The following is a 17181-nucleotide window of genomic DNA, read 5'->3' as shown; positions in this document are numbered from 1 at the left end:
CACAATCCAACTGTAACGGTTCAAAACGCAATCTGCGGCCGATGTCCAGGCACCCCCGATGACGCGCCCCCTCCCCCTCGCGGCCCGGCTCCTGCTCGGTCTCGTCTGCCTCGCCGCCCCGGCGCGGGCCGCTCCGGAGCCGCCGCTCTCCGCCCTGACCCTGGTCGGCCCCCCGGTGGTGATGTTCAAGGCCGGGCGCGACGCCTGCGACGGCGTCGACGTGCCCGACGCTTCGGCCCGCGCCTTCCGCGAGGCCTCCGGCGCGGTCGCCCTCTTCGGCATGCATTACCGCAACCGTGCCTTTCGCGGCCCCCGCCTCGACGCGCTGAAGCTGGACTGTGCCATGGTGCTCGAATCCGGCGGCAAGGCCGACCCGGCCGCCTACGACGACGCCTCCTGGATCACCGCCACCTGGACCGAGGACGGGCGTGCCGTCGCGGCCCTCGTCCATCACGAGTACCGCGCCAACGAGCATCCGGGCCGCTGCCGGGCGAAGGACTACATGGCGTGCTGGTACAACAGCGTGGTGGCGGCCGCCTCGACCGATGGCGGACGCAGCTTCACCCGCGCGGCGCCGCCGGTGGTCGTCGCCGGCGCGCCCTTCCGCCAGGAGGTCGGACAGGGCAGCCACCGCGGGTTCTTCAACCCGTCGAACATCGTCTCGGACGGGACCTGGCGCTACTTCCTCGCCTCCACCACCGGCTGGACCCTGCCGGGGAGCGACCAATCCGCCGGCGTCTGCCTGTTCCGCACGCGCGACCCGGCCGATCCGGCGAGCTGGCGGGCCTGGACGGGCACCGGCTACACGGCGGCCTTCCCGGACCCCTACGCGAAGCCGGTGAAGGGGGCGGCGACCTGCGCGCCGGTGGCGCCGTTTCCGACTCCGGTGGGCGCCGTCGTGCGCCACCGGGGCAGCGGCGCCTGGATCGCGGTCTTCATGGCCAAGGCCGGGACCGGCTTCCCGCAATCCGGCTTCTACTGGACGACCTCCCGCGACCTCCTGGCCTGGGACACGCCGCGCCTGCTCCTGGCCGGCGCCACCTTGTACGACGATCCCTGCCGGGCGCCCGGCGGGCTCATCGCCTATCCGTCCCTGCTCGATCCCGAGGCCCGGGGCCGCAACTTCGACGATACCGGCGACGCGGCCTTCCTCACCTACGTGACGCTGCGCACCGAGGGCTGCACCATCACCTCCGATCGGGATCTGCTGCGGCGCGACCTGGCGATCAAGGTGTGGCCGTAGGCTCGGTCCGGGGCCGCCGCACCAGGTCGATGAAGGCCTTCAGCGGCGGCGGGATCTGGCGCCGGCCGGCATGGTACAGGAACAGGCCGGGGAAGGTCGGGCACCAATCCGGCATCAGCCGCAACAGGCGCCCGGATGCGAGGTGGTCGGCGACGCCGTCCTCGAACACCAGGCCGAGGCCGAGGCCCGCGAGCGCCGCTTGCACGATCATCTCCTGATCGTTGACGATGAGCGGACCGTCGACGGACACCGTCACGTCCCGCCCGTCCTTCCCGAGCTCCCAGCGATAGATCGCGCCGCCGGGAAAGCGTTGCCGGATGCAGAGGTGACCGGCGAGGTCCGCCGGATTCGTGGGCGCCGCGCGGCCGGCCAGGTAGGCGGGCGCGCCCACCAGCGCGAAGCGCTGCGGCCCCCCGAGCGGCACCGCGATCATGTCGTCGGCCAGATGCTCCCCGAAGCGGATTCCGGCATCGAAGCCGCCGGCGACCATGTCGGTCAGCGCGTCGTCCGCCACGACCTCGACGCGGACCCCCGGATGCCGGGCGAGGAAGCGCGCCACCAGCGGCATCAGGACGAGCCGGCAGGCCGAGCGCGGAGCGTTGATGCGCAGGGCGCCGCCCAGGGTCTCGCGGAACGCGCCCGCCGCGCCGACCGCCTCAGCGATCTCGTCCAGGGCCGGCCCGATTCGCGCGAGCAGGGCCGCCCCGGCCTCGGTCGGGGCGACGCTCCGGGTGGTGCGATGGAGCAGCCGCACGCCCATCCGGGTCTCCAGGCCCCGCAGGGCGTGGCTCAGCGCGGAGGTGGAGACGCCGAGATCGAGGGCGGCCCGCCGGAAGCTGCCGTGCCGGGCGATGGCCGCGAACACGGAGAGGTCGGCCAGATCGGCCCGCTGCATCGATGAACCCCGCTCAACGGTTCGTCCAGGAGTGTTGCTCTTATCGCCCTTCGTCCGGCGTGGCACATCACTGCGGCGACCCGCGGATCCAGGAGCCTCCATGCAGCGACGTCCTCTCGGCCAGACCGGCCTCACCGTGTCCGTCCCCGGCCTCGGCTGCATGGGCATGTCGGAATTCTACGGCCCCTCCGACGAGACGGAATCCCTCGACGCCCTCGCAGCGGCCCTCGACCTCGGCTACGATTTCCTCGACACCGCCGATACCTACGGCCTCGGCCACAACGAGACCCTGCTCGGCCGCTTCCTGAAGGGCCGCCGCGACCGGGTCGTGCTCGCCACCAAATTCGGCATCGTCCGCCCATCCAACAGCCCGGACGACAGCGCAAAGCGGCGGATCGACAACACGCCGGCCTATCTGACCGCGGCCTGCGAGGCGTCGCTGACCCGGCTCGGCGTCGAGACCCTCGATCTCTACTACTGCCACCGCCGCAATCCGGAGACCCCGCTGGCCGAGACGATCGGCGCGATGGCGCGCCTGGTCGAGCAGGGCAAGGTGCGTGGCCTCGGCCTGTCCGAGGTCTCTCCCGAAACCCTGCGGGCCGCCCACGCCATCCATCCGATCGCGGCGGTCCAGAGCGAATACTCCCTGTGGAGCCGGGCGCCCGAGGACGGAATGCTGCAGACCTGCCGCGACCTCGACGTCACCTTCGTGGCATACGCACCGCTCGGACGCGGCTTCCTCACCGGGGGCCTCGACCCGGCACAGCTCGCGGCGGACGATTTCCGCAGGGGCAATCCACGCTTCCAGGCCGACGCCCTGGCCCGGAACCAGGCTCTCCTCGACGGGCTCGCTGCCATCGCGGCCCGCCGGGGCGCCAGTCCAGCCCAGATCGCCCTCGCCTGGCTGGTCGACAAGGCGCCGGCGGTGGTGCCGATCCCGGGCACGCGGCGGGTCGCCCGCCTCGCGGAGAACGCGGCGGCGATGGACCTCGCGCTGACGGCGGCCGAGATCGCCGCGCTCGACGACCTGTTCAGCCCCGGTGCGGTCGCCGGCGCGCGCTACGCCGATGCGGGAACGGCCGGCATCGAGGTGCTGTGACCATTCCGCTCAGAACTGGCGCAGATACGGCGCTGGTTTCTGCCCGAGGATGCGCCAGGTTCCGGCGAGACCGAGGACGATCGCGAAGGCGACCGCAAGGGTCGCCGCGAGAATGGCGCCCGACAGGTCGAGGGTGAATTCGAGTTTCATCACCCGGGTGACGATGACCCAGCCCGCCAGGGTGCCTGCGGCGAGGCCGAAGATCGCGGCGGCGAGGCCGAGGGCGCCGTATTCGAGGGTGTAGGCCGCGAGCAGCCGACCCCGCGTGGCCCCCAATGTCTTGAGCACTACCGCGTCGTAGAGCCTGGCCCGGTGGCCGGCGGCCAGGGCGCCGGCCAGCACGAACAGGCTCGCCACGACGGCGATGCCGCTCGCGCCGCGGATGGCCAGGACCAGCTTGGCGACGATATCGCTCACGGCCTCAAGGGCCTCCTTCACTCGCACGCTGGTGACGGATGGGTAAGCCTTTGCCACATCACGAAGAATTGCTGCCTCGGCTTTGGTGTCGGTGCCGTTCGGCAGAGTGAGGGTCGCCAGATCGGAATGCGGCGCCCCCCGGAAGGTCCCAGGCGAGAACACCATCACGAAGTTGATCCCCAGCGAGCGCCACTCGACCTTGCGCAGGTTGGCGATCCTGGCCTTCAGCGTCCGTCCCAGGACATTGACCGTGACCGTGCTGCCGACCGCGAGGCCGAGCTTGCCCGCGAGCTCCGCGTCGAAGGAGACGAGCGGCGTGCGCGCCTCTTCGGCGTTCCACCACGAGCCCGAGACCAGTGACGAGCCCTCCGGCAGATCGTCGGCGTAGGTGATGCCGCGGTCGCCGTCGAGCACCCAGGCGGCATCCTCGGGCGCCTTGATCTCGCCGGCCGGAACATCGTTGAGGGCGGTGATGCGCCCGCGCATCATCGGAACGCGCTCGATCTTCGCCCCGGGCGACAAGCCGCCGAGGAAGGCGTGGAAGGCATCCGCGTCACTCGACGGGATGTCGAGGAAGAACAGGTTGGGCGCCTTTGCGGGCAGAGAATTCGTGAGCGTTCGCCGGACATTGGCGTCGATGAGGCTCAGGGTCACCAAGAGGGTCACGCCGAGTCCGAGGGAGAGCACGATGGCGGGGGTGAGTGCCCCCGGGCGGTGCAGGTTCGCCAGGGCCATGCGGGGAGCCGCCAGGCGCGGGCGTGGCAGGCGCCGTGCCACCGCCATCAGGCCGAGGGCGACGAGGCGCAGGAGCCCGAAGGCGAGACCGGCGGCGACGATGAAGATGAGGGCCAGACGTTGGTCGAAGGCGGTGATCAGCGCGAGACCAACGAGCCCCGTAAGGGCGGCCGCCAGGATCAGGCGATAGCGCAGGCGGGTACTGGCGGAGCCGGGATCGACCACGTCCCGGAAGAGGCCCGAGACGGGAATGTCGTGGGCGCGACCCAGGGGCAGGATGGCGAAGGCGAGCGCCGTCAGGAAGCCGTAGGCCGCCGCAAGGCTGAGCTCGCCAAGTGCGATCGTCGGATTGAGCGGCAGCGGCAGGGCGTCGTGGAACAGCACGTCGAGGCCGAAGGGGAGCAGCGCCCCGACTATCAGGCCGATCGCGATGCCGAGGCCGGCTATCAGGAGGACCTGGGTCAGGTAGAGGACGACGACCTGTCCGCCCGGCGCACCGACGCTCTTCAGGGTGGCGATGGAGCCGCGCTTGCGCTCGACGAAGGCCGCGACGGCATTGGCGACCCCGACCCCGCCGACGATCAGCGCGGTCAGACCGACCAGGGTGAGGAACTGCGTGAAGCGCTCGATGCTCTTGGCAAAGCGCGGATCGGCGTTGGTGCGCGCCCGCATCTCCCAGCCGGCGTCCGGCGCGGCCTTGGCGATGGCGGCCGCGCGCGTCTTGAGGTCTGAGTCGGCAGTGCCTGGTAGCTGGAGCCGGTAGCTCCAGCGGTTCAGGCTGCCCGGACGGATCAGGCCCGAAGCGGCCAGGGCGTCGTGCGTGATCAGCACCCGTGGGCCGAAGCCGATGCCGTTGGCGATGCGGTCCGGCTCCGACACCAGAGTGGCGCGGATGACGAAGGGCCGTCCCGCGATCATGATGCGGTCACCGACCTTCCGGTCGAGGCGGGTCAGCAGAGCCGGGTCGGCGACCGCACCCGCGGCACCATCGCGCTCGGCCAGGAGATCCGCGAGAGGCCGAGCGGGATCGGTGACGAGTTCGCCGGTCACGGGATAGTCGGCGCCCACCGCTTTCAACTCGACGAGGGCCGCGCCGGTCTCGCCGGCGACGGCCATGGCCCGCAGGGTCGTCACCACGGAAACGCGGCCCTGCGCGTCGAGGGCGGCGCGCTCTTCGGGCGTCGCTTCCCGGTTGATCAGGCTGTAGGTGAGGTCGCCGCCGAGGATGCGCGCGCCCTCCCGGCCGAGGCCTTCGGTGAGCGAGCGCGAGATCGAGGCGACGCCGGCGATCGCCGCGACGCCGAGGGCGATGCAGGCGAGGAATACGGTGAAGCCCGCCAACCCGCCGCGCAGCTCCCGGAGGGCGAGGCGCAGAGTCAGCGGGACGCGGCCGCGCGAAGAACGGGCGCTCGGCTTGGGCAGGGTCCCGTGCATCGAATCAAGCCTCGACCGGCACCGGCGCTTCGACCCGACCGGAGCGGAGGCGAACGGTGCGATCGCAGAGACGCGCGAGGCCGGGATCGTGGGTCACGAGGACGAGAGTCGCGCCGCGGTCTCGCTTCAACGCGAAGAGCAAGTCGACGATCTGCCGGCCGGTCGCTTCGTCGAGGTTGCCGGTTGGCTCGTCGGCCACGAGGATCGCCGGGTCGGGCGCGATGGCACGGGCAATGGCGACGCGCTGCTGCTCGCCTCCCGAGAGTTGCGCCGGATAGTGATGCAGGCGGTGGCCGAGGCCGACCGCCTCCAGCTCGGCCTGTGCCCGCCGATGGGCATCGGGCTGGTCCGCAAGTTCGAGGGGCAGCGCCACGTTCTCCAGGGCCGTCATCGTCGGCACGAGGTGGAAGGCCTGGAACACGATGCCGATACGGCGCCCGCGAAAGCGCGCCAGGGCGTCCTCGTCGAGGTTTCCGAGATCGGTACCCTCCACGACGATGCGACCCGAATCGGGCCGCTCCAGGCCGGCCATGACCATCAGCAGGGTCGACTTGCCGGAGCCCGAGGGACCCACGAGCCCTACCGCCTCACCCGCCGCGACGTCGAGGGAGATGCCCCGCAACACGTGGACGCGGGCCGCGCCGCGGCCCAGGCTCAGGTCGATGTCGGACAGGGCGATGGTCTGCGCCGTCGGCGCGGTGGGGTTGTCGGACTTCAACGGGCGACCGATCTGTGAACAGCTGGCATCATGACGGATGCGGGCGACGTGGATGCAAGGGTCGGGGTCTTGATCGAATGGGTCTGTGTGGAGTCTCACGCCTCGCCGATATGGTCCGCCGGCGCGCGGCGCGCCATGCTGCTTTCGGCCTCGCCGCTCTGATGACGCTCTTTGCCGCACTCGGCCTTGGCATCCTGCCCTCGGACGCTTCGCCCGATGCGCCGCCCGTGAAGCTGGTGGCCTTCGGCGACAGCCTGACCGCCGGATATCGCCTGGCCGCGAACGCGGCCTTTCCGGTGGTTCTGGAGCGAGCCCTGAAGGCACGCGGACGTGCCGTCTCGGTGGCGAATGCCGGTGTGTCGGGCGACACCACCACGGGCGGGCTCGACCGCCTCGACTGGTCGATCCCGGATGGCACCGACGGCGTCATCCTCGAACTCGGCGCCAACGACATGCTGCGCGGTACCGACCCTGCCGTGACCCGCAAGGCCCTCGATGCGATGATCGCCCGACTGAAGGCACGCGGCATCCCGGTCCTCCTCGCCGGGATGAAGGCCTCACCCAACCTCGGGCCGGACTACGTGGCGCGCTTCGACGCGATCTATCCCGACCTCGCCAAGAGCTATGGTCTCGTCCTCTATCCGTTCTTCCTCGACGGCATCGTCGGCGACCGGCAGGCCCACCTGGACGACGGGCTGCATCCGAATGCGAAGGGCGTCGAGACGATCGTGGCCGCCATGCTGCCGACCGTCGAGACCTTCCTCGACCGCCTCAAGCCGCAGGCCCGCTGACTCCGTGCCGCGCCTGTTCACCGGACTTGAGATCCCACCCGAAATCGGCCGGGCGCTGGCGTTGAAGCGCGGAGCCCTGCCCGGAAGCCGCTGGATCGAGCCCTCGGACTACCACATCACCCTGCGCTTCCTCGGAGACGTCGAGGTCGAGGTCGCCGAGACGCTGCACGAGCGGCTGATCGAGGCGCGGCCCCGAGCCCCCTTCGCCGTGACCCTCGACGGCCTGGCGAGCTTCGGCGGTGACAAGCCCCGCGCGATCCTCGCGACGGTGACGCCGAACCCGGAGCTTCTCGATCTCCAATCCGAGCAGGAACGTCTGGCTCGCCAGGCCGGGGCGGATCCGGAGCGGCGCAAGTTCACGCCCCACGTCACCCTCGCCCGCCTGCGCCGCGAGGCCGGCGCGGAGGATGTCGCTGCCTATCTGGGCGAACGCGGCCTGTTCACGCCCCTCACCTTTACGGCCGAGCGGGTGGCGCTGTTCTCGGCGCGGGAATCGAAGGGGGGCGGCCCCTACGTGGTCGAAGCGGCCTATCCGCTGAACTAGCGCTCCGGAGCGACGGCGTCGTCAGAGCCGGCGCAGCGCCACCGATTCGATCCGGTGACTGGCCCCCTTGGCGAGGATCAGGCTGGCCCGCTGCCGGGTCGGCAGGATGTTGTCCCGCAAATTCGGCAGATTGATCGTCGTCCACAGCGTGTCGGCGATCTCGATCGCCTCGCCCTCCGTCACCTCAGCATACTTGCGGAAGTAGGACAGCGGATCGCGGAAAGCGGTCTGCCGCAGGCGCAGGAAGCGGTTGACATACCAGCGGTGCAGGTCGTCCTCGTGTCCGTCGAGGTAGATCGAGAAGTCGAAGAAGTCGGAGACGAACGGGATTGCGGTCCCGTCGCGCGGCAGGCGTGCCGGCTGCAGGACGTTCAGGCCCTCGACGATGAGGATGTCTGGCGACTCGATAATCCGTTCCTCACCCTGCATCACGTCGTAGACGAGGTGGGAGTAGAGGGGGGCCGCGACCCGCTTCTTGCCGGCCTTGATGTCGGTGAGGAAGCGCAGCAGGGCGGCGGTGTCGTAGCTCTCGGGAAAGCCCTTCCGTTCCATCGCGTCCATCCGCTTCAACTCGGCGTTGGGCAGGAGGAATCCGTCGGTGGTGATCAGGTCGACCTTCGGAGTGTTGGGCCAGCGCGCCAGCAGGGCCGCGAGCACGCGGGCGGATGTCGATTTGCCCACGGCCACGGACCCGGCGAGGCCGATGATGTAGGGGACCTTGGTCTCGTGCTCGGCCAGCAGAAAGCGCTGTGTCGCCTTGAACAGCCCTTGTGTCGCCGCGACGTAGAGCGAGAGCAGGCGCGAGAGCGGCAAGTAGATCGCCTCCACCTCCTCGACCGAGATCGGATCGTTGAGGGATTGCAGGCGCGACACCTCCTCCGCCGCCAGGGTGAGGGGCGTATCGGCACGCAGCTGCGCCCATTCCTCGCGGGTGAAGAGACGGTAGGGCGACAGCCGCTCGGAACCCTGGCCGGTGACCGGGTCCTGGCCCTGGGCTGGCGGCCGCTCGGCCCGGCCGACCGCCAGGGGAGGCACGACCAAGGGCGACACGGAGAAGGGTGGCTCGGCGTTCACGCGGGGCTCCGGGAAGCCTTCTCGGCGATCCCGCTCTGCGCCGTGCGCCGCTCGAGCTCGGCCATCACCTCCGCCAGAGGAATGCCGCCGCCCCGCAGCACGACCATGAGGTGGTACAGGACGTCCGCCGCTTCGGCGACGAGGCCCGCGCGGTCGCCCTGGACGGCCGCGATCGCCGCCTCGACCGCTTCCTCACCGAGCTTCTTCGCGGGCTTGGCCGGCCCGCCGGCCAGGAGCTTCGCGGTGTAGGAGGACTCGGGCGTGGCTGTCGCGCGATCCGCGACGAGGGCTTCGAGGTCGCTGAGAGTGAACTGGGTCATACAATCCTGGTCCCGGCGAACCGGGCCTATCGTGCCATGCAACCGAGCGTGCGGCACGATGGATCATGACGCAAGGGGTGCGGAAGTCGGCCTCAGAGATCGAGGCGCATGGAAAGGCCGGCCGCGGCCATGTGGGCCTTGGCCTCGGAGACGGTGTGCTGCCCGAAATGGAAGATGGACGCCGCCAGGACTGCGCTGGCGCCGCCCTCGCGGACGCCCGCCACCAGGTCGTCGAGGCCGCCGACGCCACCCGAGGCGATGACCGGCACGGAGACGGCATCGGAGATGGCCCGCGTCAGGCCGATATCGTAGCCTGATCGCATCCCGTCGCGATCCATCGAGGTCACCAGCAATTCGCCGGCGCCGCGGGCGGTGACGGTGCGGGCGAATGCGATGGCGTCGATCCCGGTCGGCTTGCGCCCGCCATGGGTGAAGATCTGCCATTCCGGCGGCTCGCCGGGTCCGGAGGTGCGCTTGGCGTCGATCGCCACGACGATGCACTGACTTCCGAACTTCTCGGCCCCACGAGCGACGAAGTCGGGATCGTTCACGGCCGCCGTGTTGATCGAGACCTTGTCGGCCCCGGCCAGCAGGAGGGTACGAATGTCCGCCACGGTGCGGATGCCACCGCCGACGGTGAGCGGCATGAAGCAGGCCTCGGCCGTGCGGCTGACGACATCGAGGAGCGTGCCACGATCCTCATGGCTCGCCGTGATGTCGAGGAAGCAAAGCTCGTCGGCACCGGCCGCGTCGTAGGCCTTGGCCGCCTCCACCGGATCTCCGGCATCGCGCAGTTCGAGGAACTGCACGCCCTTGACGACCCGGCCGTCCTTCACGTCGAGGCAGGGAATGATGCGGGTCTTGAGCACGATCGGCCTCGGACGCGTCAGGCCGCCGGCGCGGCGTCGGCCGCGCCGGTCGCGCGACGGATGGCGTCCAGGGCCTCGCGCGGGTCGATCCGGCCGTCATAGAGGGCACGACCCGTGATGGCCCCGGCCAGGAGCGCGCAATCTGGTTCCAGGATGCGGTGAACGTCCTCGATCGAGGCGAGCCCGCCGGAGGCGATCACCGGGATCGTCACGGCGCGGGCGAGTCCCAGGGTCATCTCGATGTTGAGGCCCTTCATGATGCCGTCCCGCGCGATGTCGGTGTAGATGATCGCCGCGACTCCGGCATCCTCGAACCGGCGGCCAAGCTCCTCGGCCGTCATGCTGGACGTGGTGGCCCAGCCCTCGACCGCGACGCGGCCGTCCTTGGCGTCGATGCCGACGGCGATCTTTCCGGGGAAGCGGCGGGCGGCCTCGCGCACGAAGGCCGGATCGCGCACGGCGGCGGTGCCGATGATGACGCGGCTGACGCCCTTGGCGAGCCAGCCTTCGAGGGTCCGCATCTCGCGGATGCCACCGCCGAGTTGTACCGGCAGCTTCGTCCGCGCCAGGATCGCGTCGACGGCGCCCGCGTTCATCGGCGCGCCCGCGAAGGCTCCGTCGAGGTCGACCACGTGCAGCCAGGAGAAGCCCTGCTCCTCGAAGACCGCGGCCTGGGCGGCCGGGTCGTCGCTGAACACGATGGCCTGCGCCATGTCGCCCTGCACGAGGCGGACGCAGCGCCCTTCCTTGAGATCGATGGCCGGAAACAGGATCACGCGTCGGTTCGCTTTCGGGTGGGACGGTTCAAAGGTGGGGTCTGCGCCTCAGGGGCGCCAGCGCAGGAAGTTGGCGAGGAGCGCGAGGCCGAGGCGCTGGCTCTTCTCCGGATGGAATTGGGTGCCGGCGACGTTGTCGCGCGCCACCATCGCGGTGACCGGGCCGCCGTAATCACTGTGGGCGACGCGGTCCTCCACCCGCTCCGGCGACAGCGCGTAGCTGTGCACGAAATAGGCGTGCAGGCCGCTCCCGCCGGTCGGAATGTCGGACAGGAGCGCGTGCGGCCGGTCGATCTCCAGGGTGTTCCAGCCCATGTGGGGCACCTTGAGGCCCGGGTCCGCCGGCCGGATCGGGCCGACATCACCGCGGATCCAGCCGAGACCGGCGGTCACATCGTGCTCCAGACCGCGCGTCGCCAGGAGTTGCATGCCGACGCAGATTCCCAGGAAGGGGCGCCCACGCGCATGCGCGGCGTGGGTCATCGCCTCGACCATTCCGGGCACGGCATCCAGCCCGCGGCGGCAATCGGCGTAGGCACCGACTCCCGGCAGCACCACCCGGTCGGCCGTGGCAACCGTCTCGGCCTCGCTCGTCAGGACGACGCGGGTTTCGTCGAGGCCGGCCTCCCGTGCTGCCCGCTCGAACGCCTTGGCGGCGGAGTGAAGGTTGCCCGAGCCGTAATCGATGATCGCGACGGTCTCAGCGCTCACTGCCGCCCCTCGCTGAAGGGGAACATGCCAATGGCGAGGTCGCCCGGCGGCACCGAGACCCCGACCTGAGACGCGGGCCCGGCCCGCCCCACCGACGCGCCGGCGAGCCAGCGGGCAGCGGCCTTCATCTCGGCCTCCTCGGCGTTCGCGGCGGTGATCGCGTCGCGCACGGGGCGTCCTGCTCGAGCATAGGTCCAGCGCCGCAGCGACGAGGCTTCGAGGCCGATCAGGATCGAGATCAGCAGCGTGATCACGGAGCCGGCGATGGGCGTGAGCCCGAGGAACCGTCCCCCGAAAGCCACAAGGACGAGGAGAGCCAGCACGCCGAGGCCGGCGAGCCAGAGACGGTGAAAGAAGAACCACAGGGGGCCGAAAGCGAAGGCCGGCCAGGAGAAGCCGTCCGGCACGAGGTGTGCCCGCTCGAGGCCGTGGGCCTCGCCGGCGAGAGCGCCCCGCGCGGGGTGCAACGTATAGGTGCGCATCACGTCTCGCATCCTCCCTGCCGACCCGCGCGGCGGATCAGAGCGACCCCTTCGTCGAGGGGACGCGGCCGCCCTCGCGCGGATCGATCGCCACAGCCTGCCGCAAGGCGCGGGCCAGCCCCTTGAAGCAGCTCTCGGCGATATGGTGGGCATTGTCGCCGTAGAGCGTCTCGACATGCAGCGTGATGCCGGCATTCATCGCGAAGGCCTGGAACCACTCGCGAACGAGCTCGGTGTCGAATTGCCCGATCTTCTCGACCCGGAACTGAGTCCGGAATACGAGGAATGGCCGGCCCGAGATGTCGATGGCGACCCGGGTCAGGGTCTCGTCCATCGGCAGGTGGATGTCGGCGTAGCGGCCGATGCCGCGCTTGTCGGACAGAGCCTGGGCGAAGGCCTGTCCGAGGGCGATGCCGGTGTCTTCGACTGTATGGTGATGATCGACATGAAGATCGCCGGTCACGGCCACGTCGAGGTCGAACAGCGCGTGACGCGCGAACAGTTCGAGCATGTGGTCGAAGAAGCCGACGCCCGTCGATACCTGTGCACGCCCCGTCCCGTCGAGGTCGACGGCGACCTGCACGTCGGTCTCCGCCGTCTTGCGGTTGATGCGGGCGGCGCGCTTGGCCTCTTGTGTCACGGTTCGGATCCGGTTCGGGGACGAACCCGCCTTCTAGAGGGAAGACCGGGTCGCGGAAAGGGCGGGCGGCGCCGAATTCACCGGCGCTCCGGCCGGCTCAGCGGTTCAGGACTCGGCCCGCCACCGCGTCGAGCCTGGCCAGCAGGGCCGGATCGCGCTGCGCGGGCGCGGTCATGATCGCGCCATCGAGCGCGCGCTCGGTCCCGACGGGGCACGGCTCGCGCTCCGCCGGAAAATCGCGGGCCAAGCGGGCGACGAGGCGTGCCGCCTTGTCGGCATTGGCACGGGCCACCGCGACCACGGCGGCGACGTCGACGGCATCGTGGGTCGGGTGCCAGCAGTCGAAGTCGGTCACCATGGCGATCGTCGCGTAGGTGATCTCGGCTTCCCGGGCGAGTTTGGCTTCCGGCATGTTGGTCATGCCGATCACGTCGTAGCCGAGCGCCTTGTAGGTGGTGGACTCGGCGTAGGTGGAGAATTGGGGCCCTTCCATGCAGACGTAGGTCCCGTCACGATGAATCGCGATGTCCTCCGCCTGCGCCGCCGCGGCGATGCGTGCCTGCAGCGCCGGGCCGACCGGGTGCGCCAGGGAGACGTGGGCGACGCAGCCGTCGCCGAAAAATGAGCTCGCGCGGCCGTGGGTCCGGTCGACGAACTGGTCGACGAGGACGAACAGGCCGGGATGCAGCTCGGCCTTGAACGAGCCGCAGGCCGAGAGCGAGACGAGGTCGGTAACACCGGCCCGTTTCAGGACGTCGATGTTCGCCCGGTAATTGATGCCCGACGGCGAATAGCGGTGACCGCGGCCGTGACGAGCCAGGAACACCACCTTGGTCTCGCCGATGCGGCCGATGCGCAGGGCGTCGGAGGGCTCGCCCCATGGGGAGGCGATCCGCTCCTCGCGGACATCCTCCAGGCCGGGAAGGTCGTAGACCCCGGACCCGCCCATCACGCCGAGCACCGCTGCCGTCATCCTGATCTCCATAAGATTTGCGCCGGTCGCCCCTCCTTGGGGCGCCGGCGCGGATCGTGTCAACGGAGGGCGGGCGGCCCGGACGGACCGCCTCGACCGGATCAGTAGGTCTTGTGCAGCTCGGGCTGGAGGCCGTGGACCTCGCCGCCGACCTTCGCCCAGATCTTCTTCTTCACGTAGTAGAGCAGGCCCGACAGCACGAGCAGGAACAGGATCACCCGCAGGCCGAGCGCCTTGCGTGCCATCATGTGGGGCTCGGCGGCCCAGGCCATGAACGCCGCGACGTCGCGGGAATACTGCTCCACCGTCTCGGGCACGACCGGCTCGCCCTTGTCGTTCTTGGCGTAGGTCACCTGGCCGTCGCTGATCGGCTTCGGCATCGCGATCAGGTGACCGGCATAGTACTTGTTGTAGTAGGTCCCCGCCGGGATCTCCTTGCCGTCCGGCGGATCCTCGTAGCCGTTCAGAAGTGCATGGATGTAATCCACGCCCTGCTCGGAGAATCCGATGAACGGCATCGCGTCGAACACGAACCAGGGAAAGCCGCGCTCGTAGGTGCGGGCCTTGGCGAGCACCGAGAAGTCCGGGGGCGCCTTGCCGCCGTTGGCGGCAGCGGCCGCCTTCTCGTTCGGGAAGGGCGACGGGAAGGCATCGGCGGCGCGGGCGGGACGATCGACGTCTTCGCCCGCATCGTTCTGCTCCTTCACCTTGTACTGGGCGGCGAGCTCCTTAACCTGCCCGGTGGAGAAGCCGGGGCCACCCTCCTCCGAGAGGTTGCGGAAACGCACCAGGCTCATGCTGTGGCAGCTCGAGCAGACCTCCTTGTAGACCTGGAAGCCGCGCTGGAGCTGGGCTTGGTCGAAGCGGCCGAAGGTGCCGGCGAAGCTCCACTGCTCGCGGGGCGGATGAGGGGTTCCCTCATCCGCGGAAGCGACGGTGACGCTCAGGACGGCCGCGAGCAGGGACGCGGCGAGGACGCGGGTCGTTTTCATGGTTCTCAAAAGTCCCCTGCCCTCAACCCTGAGATGACGGTGCGGCCGCGGCACCCACCGGCATGCCGGACCCGCCCACCTGCTTGCCGGGGCCCGTCACGGTCTCGAGGATCGAGCCGGGAAGCGCCTTCGGCGTCTCGAACAGGCCGACGAGCGGCATGACGAGTAGGAAGTGCAGGAAGTAGTAAGCCGTGCAGATCCGGGCCGCGATGACGTAGCCTCCTTCCGGCGGCTTGGCACCGAGCCAGCCGAGCACGACGCAGACCACGACGAAGAGCCAGAAGAACTGACGGTAGATCGGCCGGTAGTTGCACGAGCGGACCCGCGAGGTGTCGAGCCACGGCGCCAGCGCCAGGATCAGCACCGCGCTGAACATCAGGATGACGCCGCCGAGCTTGTCCGGCACCGCGCGCAGGATCGCGTAGAACGGCAGGAAGTACCATTCCGGAACGATATGGGCCGGTGTCACGGCCGGGTTGGCCGGCACGTAGTTGTCGGCGTGTCCGAGGTAGTTCGGCTGATAGAAGATCCAGTAGGCGAAGAAGGCGAAGAACACGACCGAGGCGAAGACGTCCTTTATCGTCGCGTAGGGCGTGAAGGCGACCGCGTCCTTGCCCGACTTGATCGGAATGCCGGCCGGATTGTTCTGCCCCGTCACGTGCAGCGCCCAGACGTGCAAGATCACCACACCGGTGATCATGAACGGGAGCAGGTAATGCAGCGAGAAGAAGCGGTTCAGGGTGGGGTTGCCGACCGAGTATCCGCCCCAGAGCAGGCTCTGGATCGTGTCGCCCACGACGGGGATCGCGGCCAGGATGTTGGTGATGACGGTGGCACCCCAGAAGCTCATCTGGCCCCACGGCAGGGTGTACCCGAGGAAGGCGGTCGCCATCATCAGCAGGTAGATGATCACGCCGAGGATGTAGAGCACCTCGCGGGGCGCCTTGTACGAGCCGTAGTAGAGCGCCCGGAAGATGTGCACGTAGACGGCCACGAAGAACATCGAAGCGCCGTTGGCGTGCATGTAGCGCAGAAGCCAGCCGTAGTTCACGTCGCGCATGATGTGCTCGACGGAATTGAAGGCGTTGGCGGCGGACGGGTCGTAATGCATCGCCAGCCAGACGCCGGTGACGATCTGGGACACGAGCATGGCGATCAGGATCGCGCCGAAAGTCCAGAAGTAGTTGAGGTTCCGCGGCACCGGGAAGGAGACGAAGGAGGAATGCACCAGCCCGATCAGGGGCAGGCGCGATTCGAACCACTTCGCCAAGGCGCTCTTGGGAACGTAGGTATTGCCGTGTCCGCTCATGGGGCGACCCGCTCCAAATCCTGTTTCAGGGTGTCAGGCGACGGCCTTGCCGCCCTCTTCACCGATCCGGATCTTGGAATCCGACTCGAAGACGTAGGGCGGGATAGGCAGGTTCGTCGGGGCGGGACCCCGGCGCACCCGGCCGGACGTGTCGTAGAGGGAGCCGTGACAGGGGCAGGACCAGCCCTCGTACTGTCCCTGGTGGCCGATCGGCACGCAGCCGAGATGGGTGCAGTTGCCGTAGACGACGAGCCACTTGGCGTGACCCTGCTTCACGCGGGCCGAGTCGGGCTGCGGATCGATGAGATCGGACAGCTTCACCTCGGAGGCCTCCTTGATCTCCTTCTCCGAGCGGCTGCGCACGAAGATGAGCTTGCCGCGCCAGAACACATTGACGATCTGACCTTCCTGGATCGGCGTCAGGTCGACTTCCAAGGGAGCACCGGCCGCGATGGTCTCGGCATCGGGCGCCATCGAGGCGACGAAGGGCCACGCGAGGGCACCGGCCCCCACAGCCAGACCCGCGCCCGTTGCGAGGAACATGAAGTCGCGTCGCGTGCCGTCCGGCGCGCCGTGGGAGCTCTCGGGATCGGCTGCCGTGTTCGCCAAGTGTCAAACTCCAAGCATGATTGCGCCGGGCGACCCTGATCTCGACCGTGCGGCAAGGGCCAGCCGAGACCTTAGAGGCTTTCAAAGGAATGTCAGCCCGGCGGGACGGAAGCACCATCCGACATGATTGTGCAATGCGACCCCGCGTCACCCGAAGTCAAGGCGCGAAACAATTCAGAACGCGCGGTTTTTTATCCGTGGCACGACCCGGTCCAGGCGGTGGCGTACGAAGACCACAGGAGGCATGCACACGAGCCGCAAAACCCACGGATCTGGTCCAGTGCCATGCACGCACCGAGGACGGCGCGGCGCGGGCCGGCAGGTCGATAGTCTCATCTGCCTAAGTCGGACCCTCGGCGTCCGCCAACCGAGTGGATCAGACACGAAAGCCGTTGGACTCGGTCGTGGATCGAGCGGACCATCCGTTGCTGCGTTCGCGCGCTGAGGTTGTATCGTGGCGCATCGACATCCGCTCTTTGCCGCCTGTGCGGGGCCGCGCGGATGCGCTACCCGAGCGGGGTCGCTGGGCGGTCCCGTCAGGCCGACAACG

Annotated in this window: 18 protein-coding genes; 4 read left to right on the top strand and 14 right to left on the bottom strand. The window is 69.4% G+C overall.

Annotated elements, in window-relative coordinates; all coding sequences use genetic code 11:
• Positions 1–58 precede the first annotated feature (58 nt).
• Positions 59–1243, top strand: a complete 1185-nt coding sequence (locus ASF49_RS03180; RefSeq protein ID WP_056467479.1) for a hypothetical protein — start codon at positions 59–61, stop codon at positions 1241–1243.
• Here the strand turns inward: ASF49_RS03180 and ASF49_RS03175 are convergent.
• Positions 1227–2138 (bottom strand): LysR family transcriptional regulator, encoded by a 912-nt coding sequence (locus ASF49_RS03175; RefSeq protein WP_056467476.1) that lies wholly within the window; start codon positions 2136–2138, stop codon positions 1227–1229. The genes ASF49_RS03180 and ASF49_RS03175 overlap by 17 nt on opposite strands.
• A 100-nt stretch (positions 2139–2238) precedes the next feature.
• Between ASF49_RS03175 and ASF49_RS03170 the strand changes: the two genes are divergently transcribed.
• Positions 2239–3237: an aldo/keto reductase gene (locus ASF49_RS03170; RefSeq protein WP_056467473.1), complete on the top strand. Its 999-nt coding sequence runs from the start codon at positions 2239–2241 to the stop codon at positions 3235–3237.
• A gap of 9 nt (positions 3238–3246) precedes the next feature.
• Here the strand turns inward: ASF49_RS03170 and ASF49_RS03165 are convergent, their stop codons facing one another.
• Positions 3247–5823 carry an ABC transporter permease gene (locus ASF49_RS03165; RefSeq protein WP_056467469.1) on the bottom strand — a complete coding sequence of 859 codons (2577 nt, stop codon included), beginning with the start codon at positions 5821–5823 and terminating at the stop codon, positions 3247–3249.
• A gap of 4 nt (positions 5824–5827) precedes the next feature.
• Positions 5828–6541 carry an ABC transporter ATP-binding protein gene (locus ASF49_RS03160; protein ID WP_056467466.1) on the bottom strand — a complete coding sequence of 238 codons (714 nt, stop codon included), beginning with the start codon at positions 6539–6541 and terminating at the stop codon, positions 5828–5830.
• A 161-nt stretch (positions 6542–6702) separates the two neighbouring features.
• On the opposite strand from ASF49_RS03160, the gene ASF49_RS03155 reads away from it, so the two are divergent.
• Positions 6703–7332 (top strand): arylesterase, encoded by a 630-nt coding sequence (locus ASF49_RS03155; protein ID WP_056468005.1) that lies wholly within the window; start codon positions 6703–6705, stop codon positions 7330–7332.
• Between the two features lie 4 nt (positions 7333–7336).
• Positions 7337–7876: an RNA 2',3'-cyclic phosphodiesterase gene (gene thpR, locus ASF49_RS03150; protein WP_056467463.1), complete on the top strand. Its 540-nt coding sequence runs from the start codon at positions 7337–7339 to the stop codon at positions 7874–7876.
• 21 nt (positions 7877–7897) lie between these two features.
• Here thpR and coaA read toward each other — a convergent pair whose 3' ends face one another.
• From coaA to petA, 11 genes are all read right to left on the bottom strand, one after another.
• Positions 7898–8902, bottom strand: coding sequence for a type I pantothenate kinase (coaA, locus tag ASF49_RS03145; RefSeq protein ID WP_056468002.1), 1005 nt, complete (start codon positions 8900–8902; stop codon positions 7898–7900).
• Positions 8903–8946: 44 nt separating this feature from the next.
• Positions 8947–9270, bottom strand: coding sequence for a phosphoribosyl-ATP diphosphatase (locus ASF49_RS03140; protein WP_056467460.1), 324 nt, complete (start codon positions 9268–9270; stop codon positions 8947–8949).
• A 92-nt stretch (positions 9271–9362) separates the two neighbouring features.
• Complete coding sequence (gene hisF / locus ASF49_RS03135) at positions 9363–10139, bottom strand: imidazole glycerol phosphate synthase subunit HisF (protein WP_056467457.1); 777 nt, start codon at positions 10137–10139, stop codon at positions 9363–9365.
• 17 nt (positions 10140–10156) lie between these two features.
• Positions 10157–10915 (bottom strand): 1-(5-phosphoribosyl)-5-[(5-phosphoribosylamino)methylideneamino]imidazole-4-carboxamide isomerase, encoded by a 759-nt coding sequence (gene hisA, locus ASF49_RS03130; protein WP_056467454.1) that lies wholly within the window; start codon positions 10913–10915, stop codon positions 10157–10159.
• A gap of 48 nt (positions 10916–10963) precedes the next feature.
• Positions 10964–11626, bottom strand: a complete 663-nt coding sequence (hisH, locus tag ASF49_RS03125) for an imidazole glycerol phosphate synthase subunit HisH (protein WP_056467451.1) — start codon at positions 11624–11626, stop codon at positions 10964–10966.
• Positions 11623–12108, bottom strand: coding sequence for a DUF2628 domain-containing protein (locus ASF49_RS03120; protein ID WP_056467448.1), 486 nt, complete (start codon positions 12106–12108; stop codon positions 11623–11625). The genes hisH and ASF49_RS03120 overlap by 4 nt, the downstream gene beginning before the upstream one ends.
• 37 nt (positions 12109–12145) lie before the next feature.
• Positions 12146–12748, bottom strand: coding sequence for an imidazoleglycerol-phosphate dehydratase HisB (hisB, locus tag ASF49_RS03115; protein WP_056467445.1), 603 nt, complete (start codon positions 12746–12748; stop codon positions 12146–12148).
• 97 nt (positions 12749–12845) lie between these two features.
• The gene (locus ASF49_RS03110) at positions 12846–13721 is read right to left on the bottom strand and encodes an S-methyl-5'-thioadenosine phosphorylase (protein ID WP_056467999.1); all 876 of its coding nucleotides are present in this window, start codon (positions 13719–13721) and stop codon (positions 12846–12848) included.
• A gap of 101 nt (positions 13722–13822) precedes the next feature.
• Positions 13823–14713, bottom strand: coding sequence for a cytochrome c1 (locus tag ASF49_RS03105; protein WP_056467442.1), 891 nt, complete (start codon positions 14711–14713; stop codon positions 13823–13825).
• A gap of 22 nt (positions 14714–14735) precedes the next feature.
• Positions 14736–16022: a cytochrome b gene (locus tag ASF49_RS03100; protein WP_056467439.1), complete on the bottom strand. Its 1287-nt coding sequence runs from the start codon at positions 16020–16022 to the stop codon at positions 14736–14738.
• 33 nt (positions 16023–16055) lie between these two features.
• Entirely contained in the window at positions 16056–16631 is a 576-nt protein-coding gene (gene petA, locus ASF49_RS03095) for a ubiquinol-cytochrome c reductase iron-sulfur subunit (protein WP_056467436.1), read from the bottom strand.
• Between the last annotated feature and the right edge of the window lie 550 nt (positions 16632–17181).

The sequence above is a fragment of the Methylobacterium sp. Leaf104 genome, from assembly GCF_001422885.1.
GTDB lineage: Bacteria > Pseudomonadota > Alphaproteobacteria > Rhizobiales > Beijerinckiaceae > Methylobacterium.
The sequence above is the reverse complement of the archived record's forward strand: the minus strand, read 5'-3'. Positions and strand labels throughout refer to the sequence as shown.

Excerpts from the sequence above, each read along its gene's own strand:
- ASF49_RS03140 (WP_056467460.1), bottom strand. The coding sequence starts at position 9,270 with ATGACCCAGTTCACTCTCAGCGACCTCGAAGCCCTCGTCGCGGATCGC.
- ASF49_RS03165 (WP_056467469.1), bottom strand. The coding sequence starts at position 5,823 with ATGCACGGGACCCTGCCCAAGCCGAGCGCCCGTTCTTCGCGCGGCCGC.
- ASF49_RS03180 (WP_056467479.1), top strand. The coding sequence starts at position 59 with ATGACGCGCCCCCTCCCCCTCGCGGCCCGGCTCCTGCTCGGTCTCGTC.
- ASF49_RS03175 (WP_056467476.1), bottom strand. The coding sequence starts at position 2,138 with ATGCAGCGGGCCGATCTGGCCGACCTCTCCGTGTTCGCGGCCATCGCC.
- ASF49_RS03110 (WP_056467999.1), bottom strand. The coding sequence starts at position 13,721 with ATGACGGCAGCGGTGCTCGGCGTGATGGGCGGGTCCGGGGTCTACGAC.
- ASF49_RS03155 (WP_056468005.1), top strand. The coding sequence starts at position 6,703 with ATGACGCTCTTTGCCGCACTCGGCCTTGGCATCCTGCCCTCGGACGCT.
- ASF49_RS03120 (WP_056467448.1), bottom strand. The coding sequence starts at position 12,108 with ATGCGCACCTATACGTTGCACCCCGCGCGGGGCGCTCTCGCCGGCGAG.
- ASF49_RS03170 (WP_056467473.1), top strand. The coding sequence starts at position 2,239 with ATGCAGCGACGTCCTCTCGGCCAGACCGGCCTCACCGTGTCCGTCCCC.
- ASF49_RS03100 (WP_056467439.1), bottom strand. The coding sequence starts at position 16,022 with ATGAGCGGACACGGCAATACCTACGTTCCCAAGAGCGCCTTGGCGAAG.
- ASF49_RS03105 (WP_056467442.1), bottom strand. The coding sequence starts at position 14,713 with ATGAAAACGACCCGCGTCCTCGCCGCGTCCCTGCTCGCGGCCGTCCTG.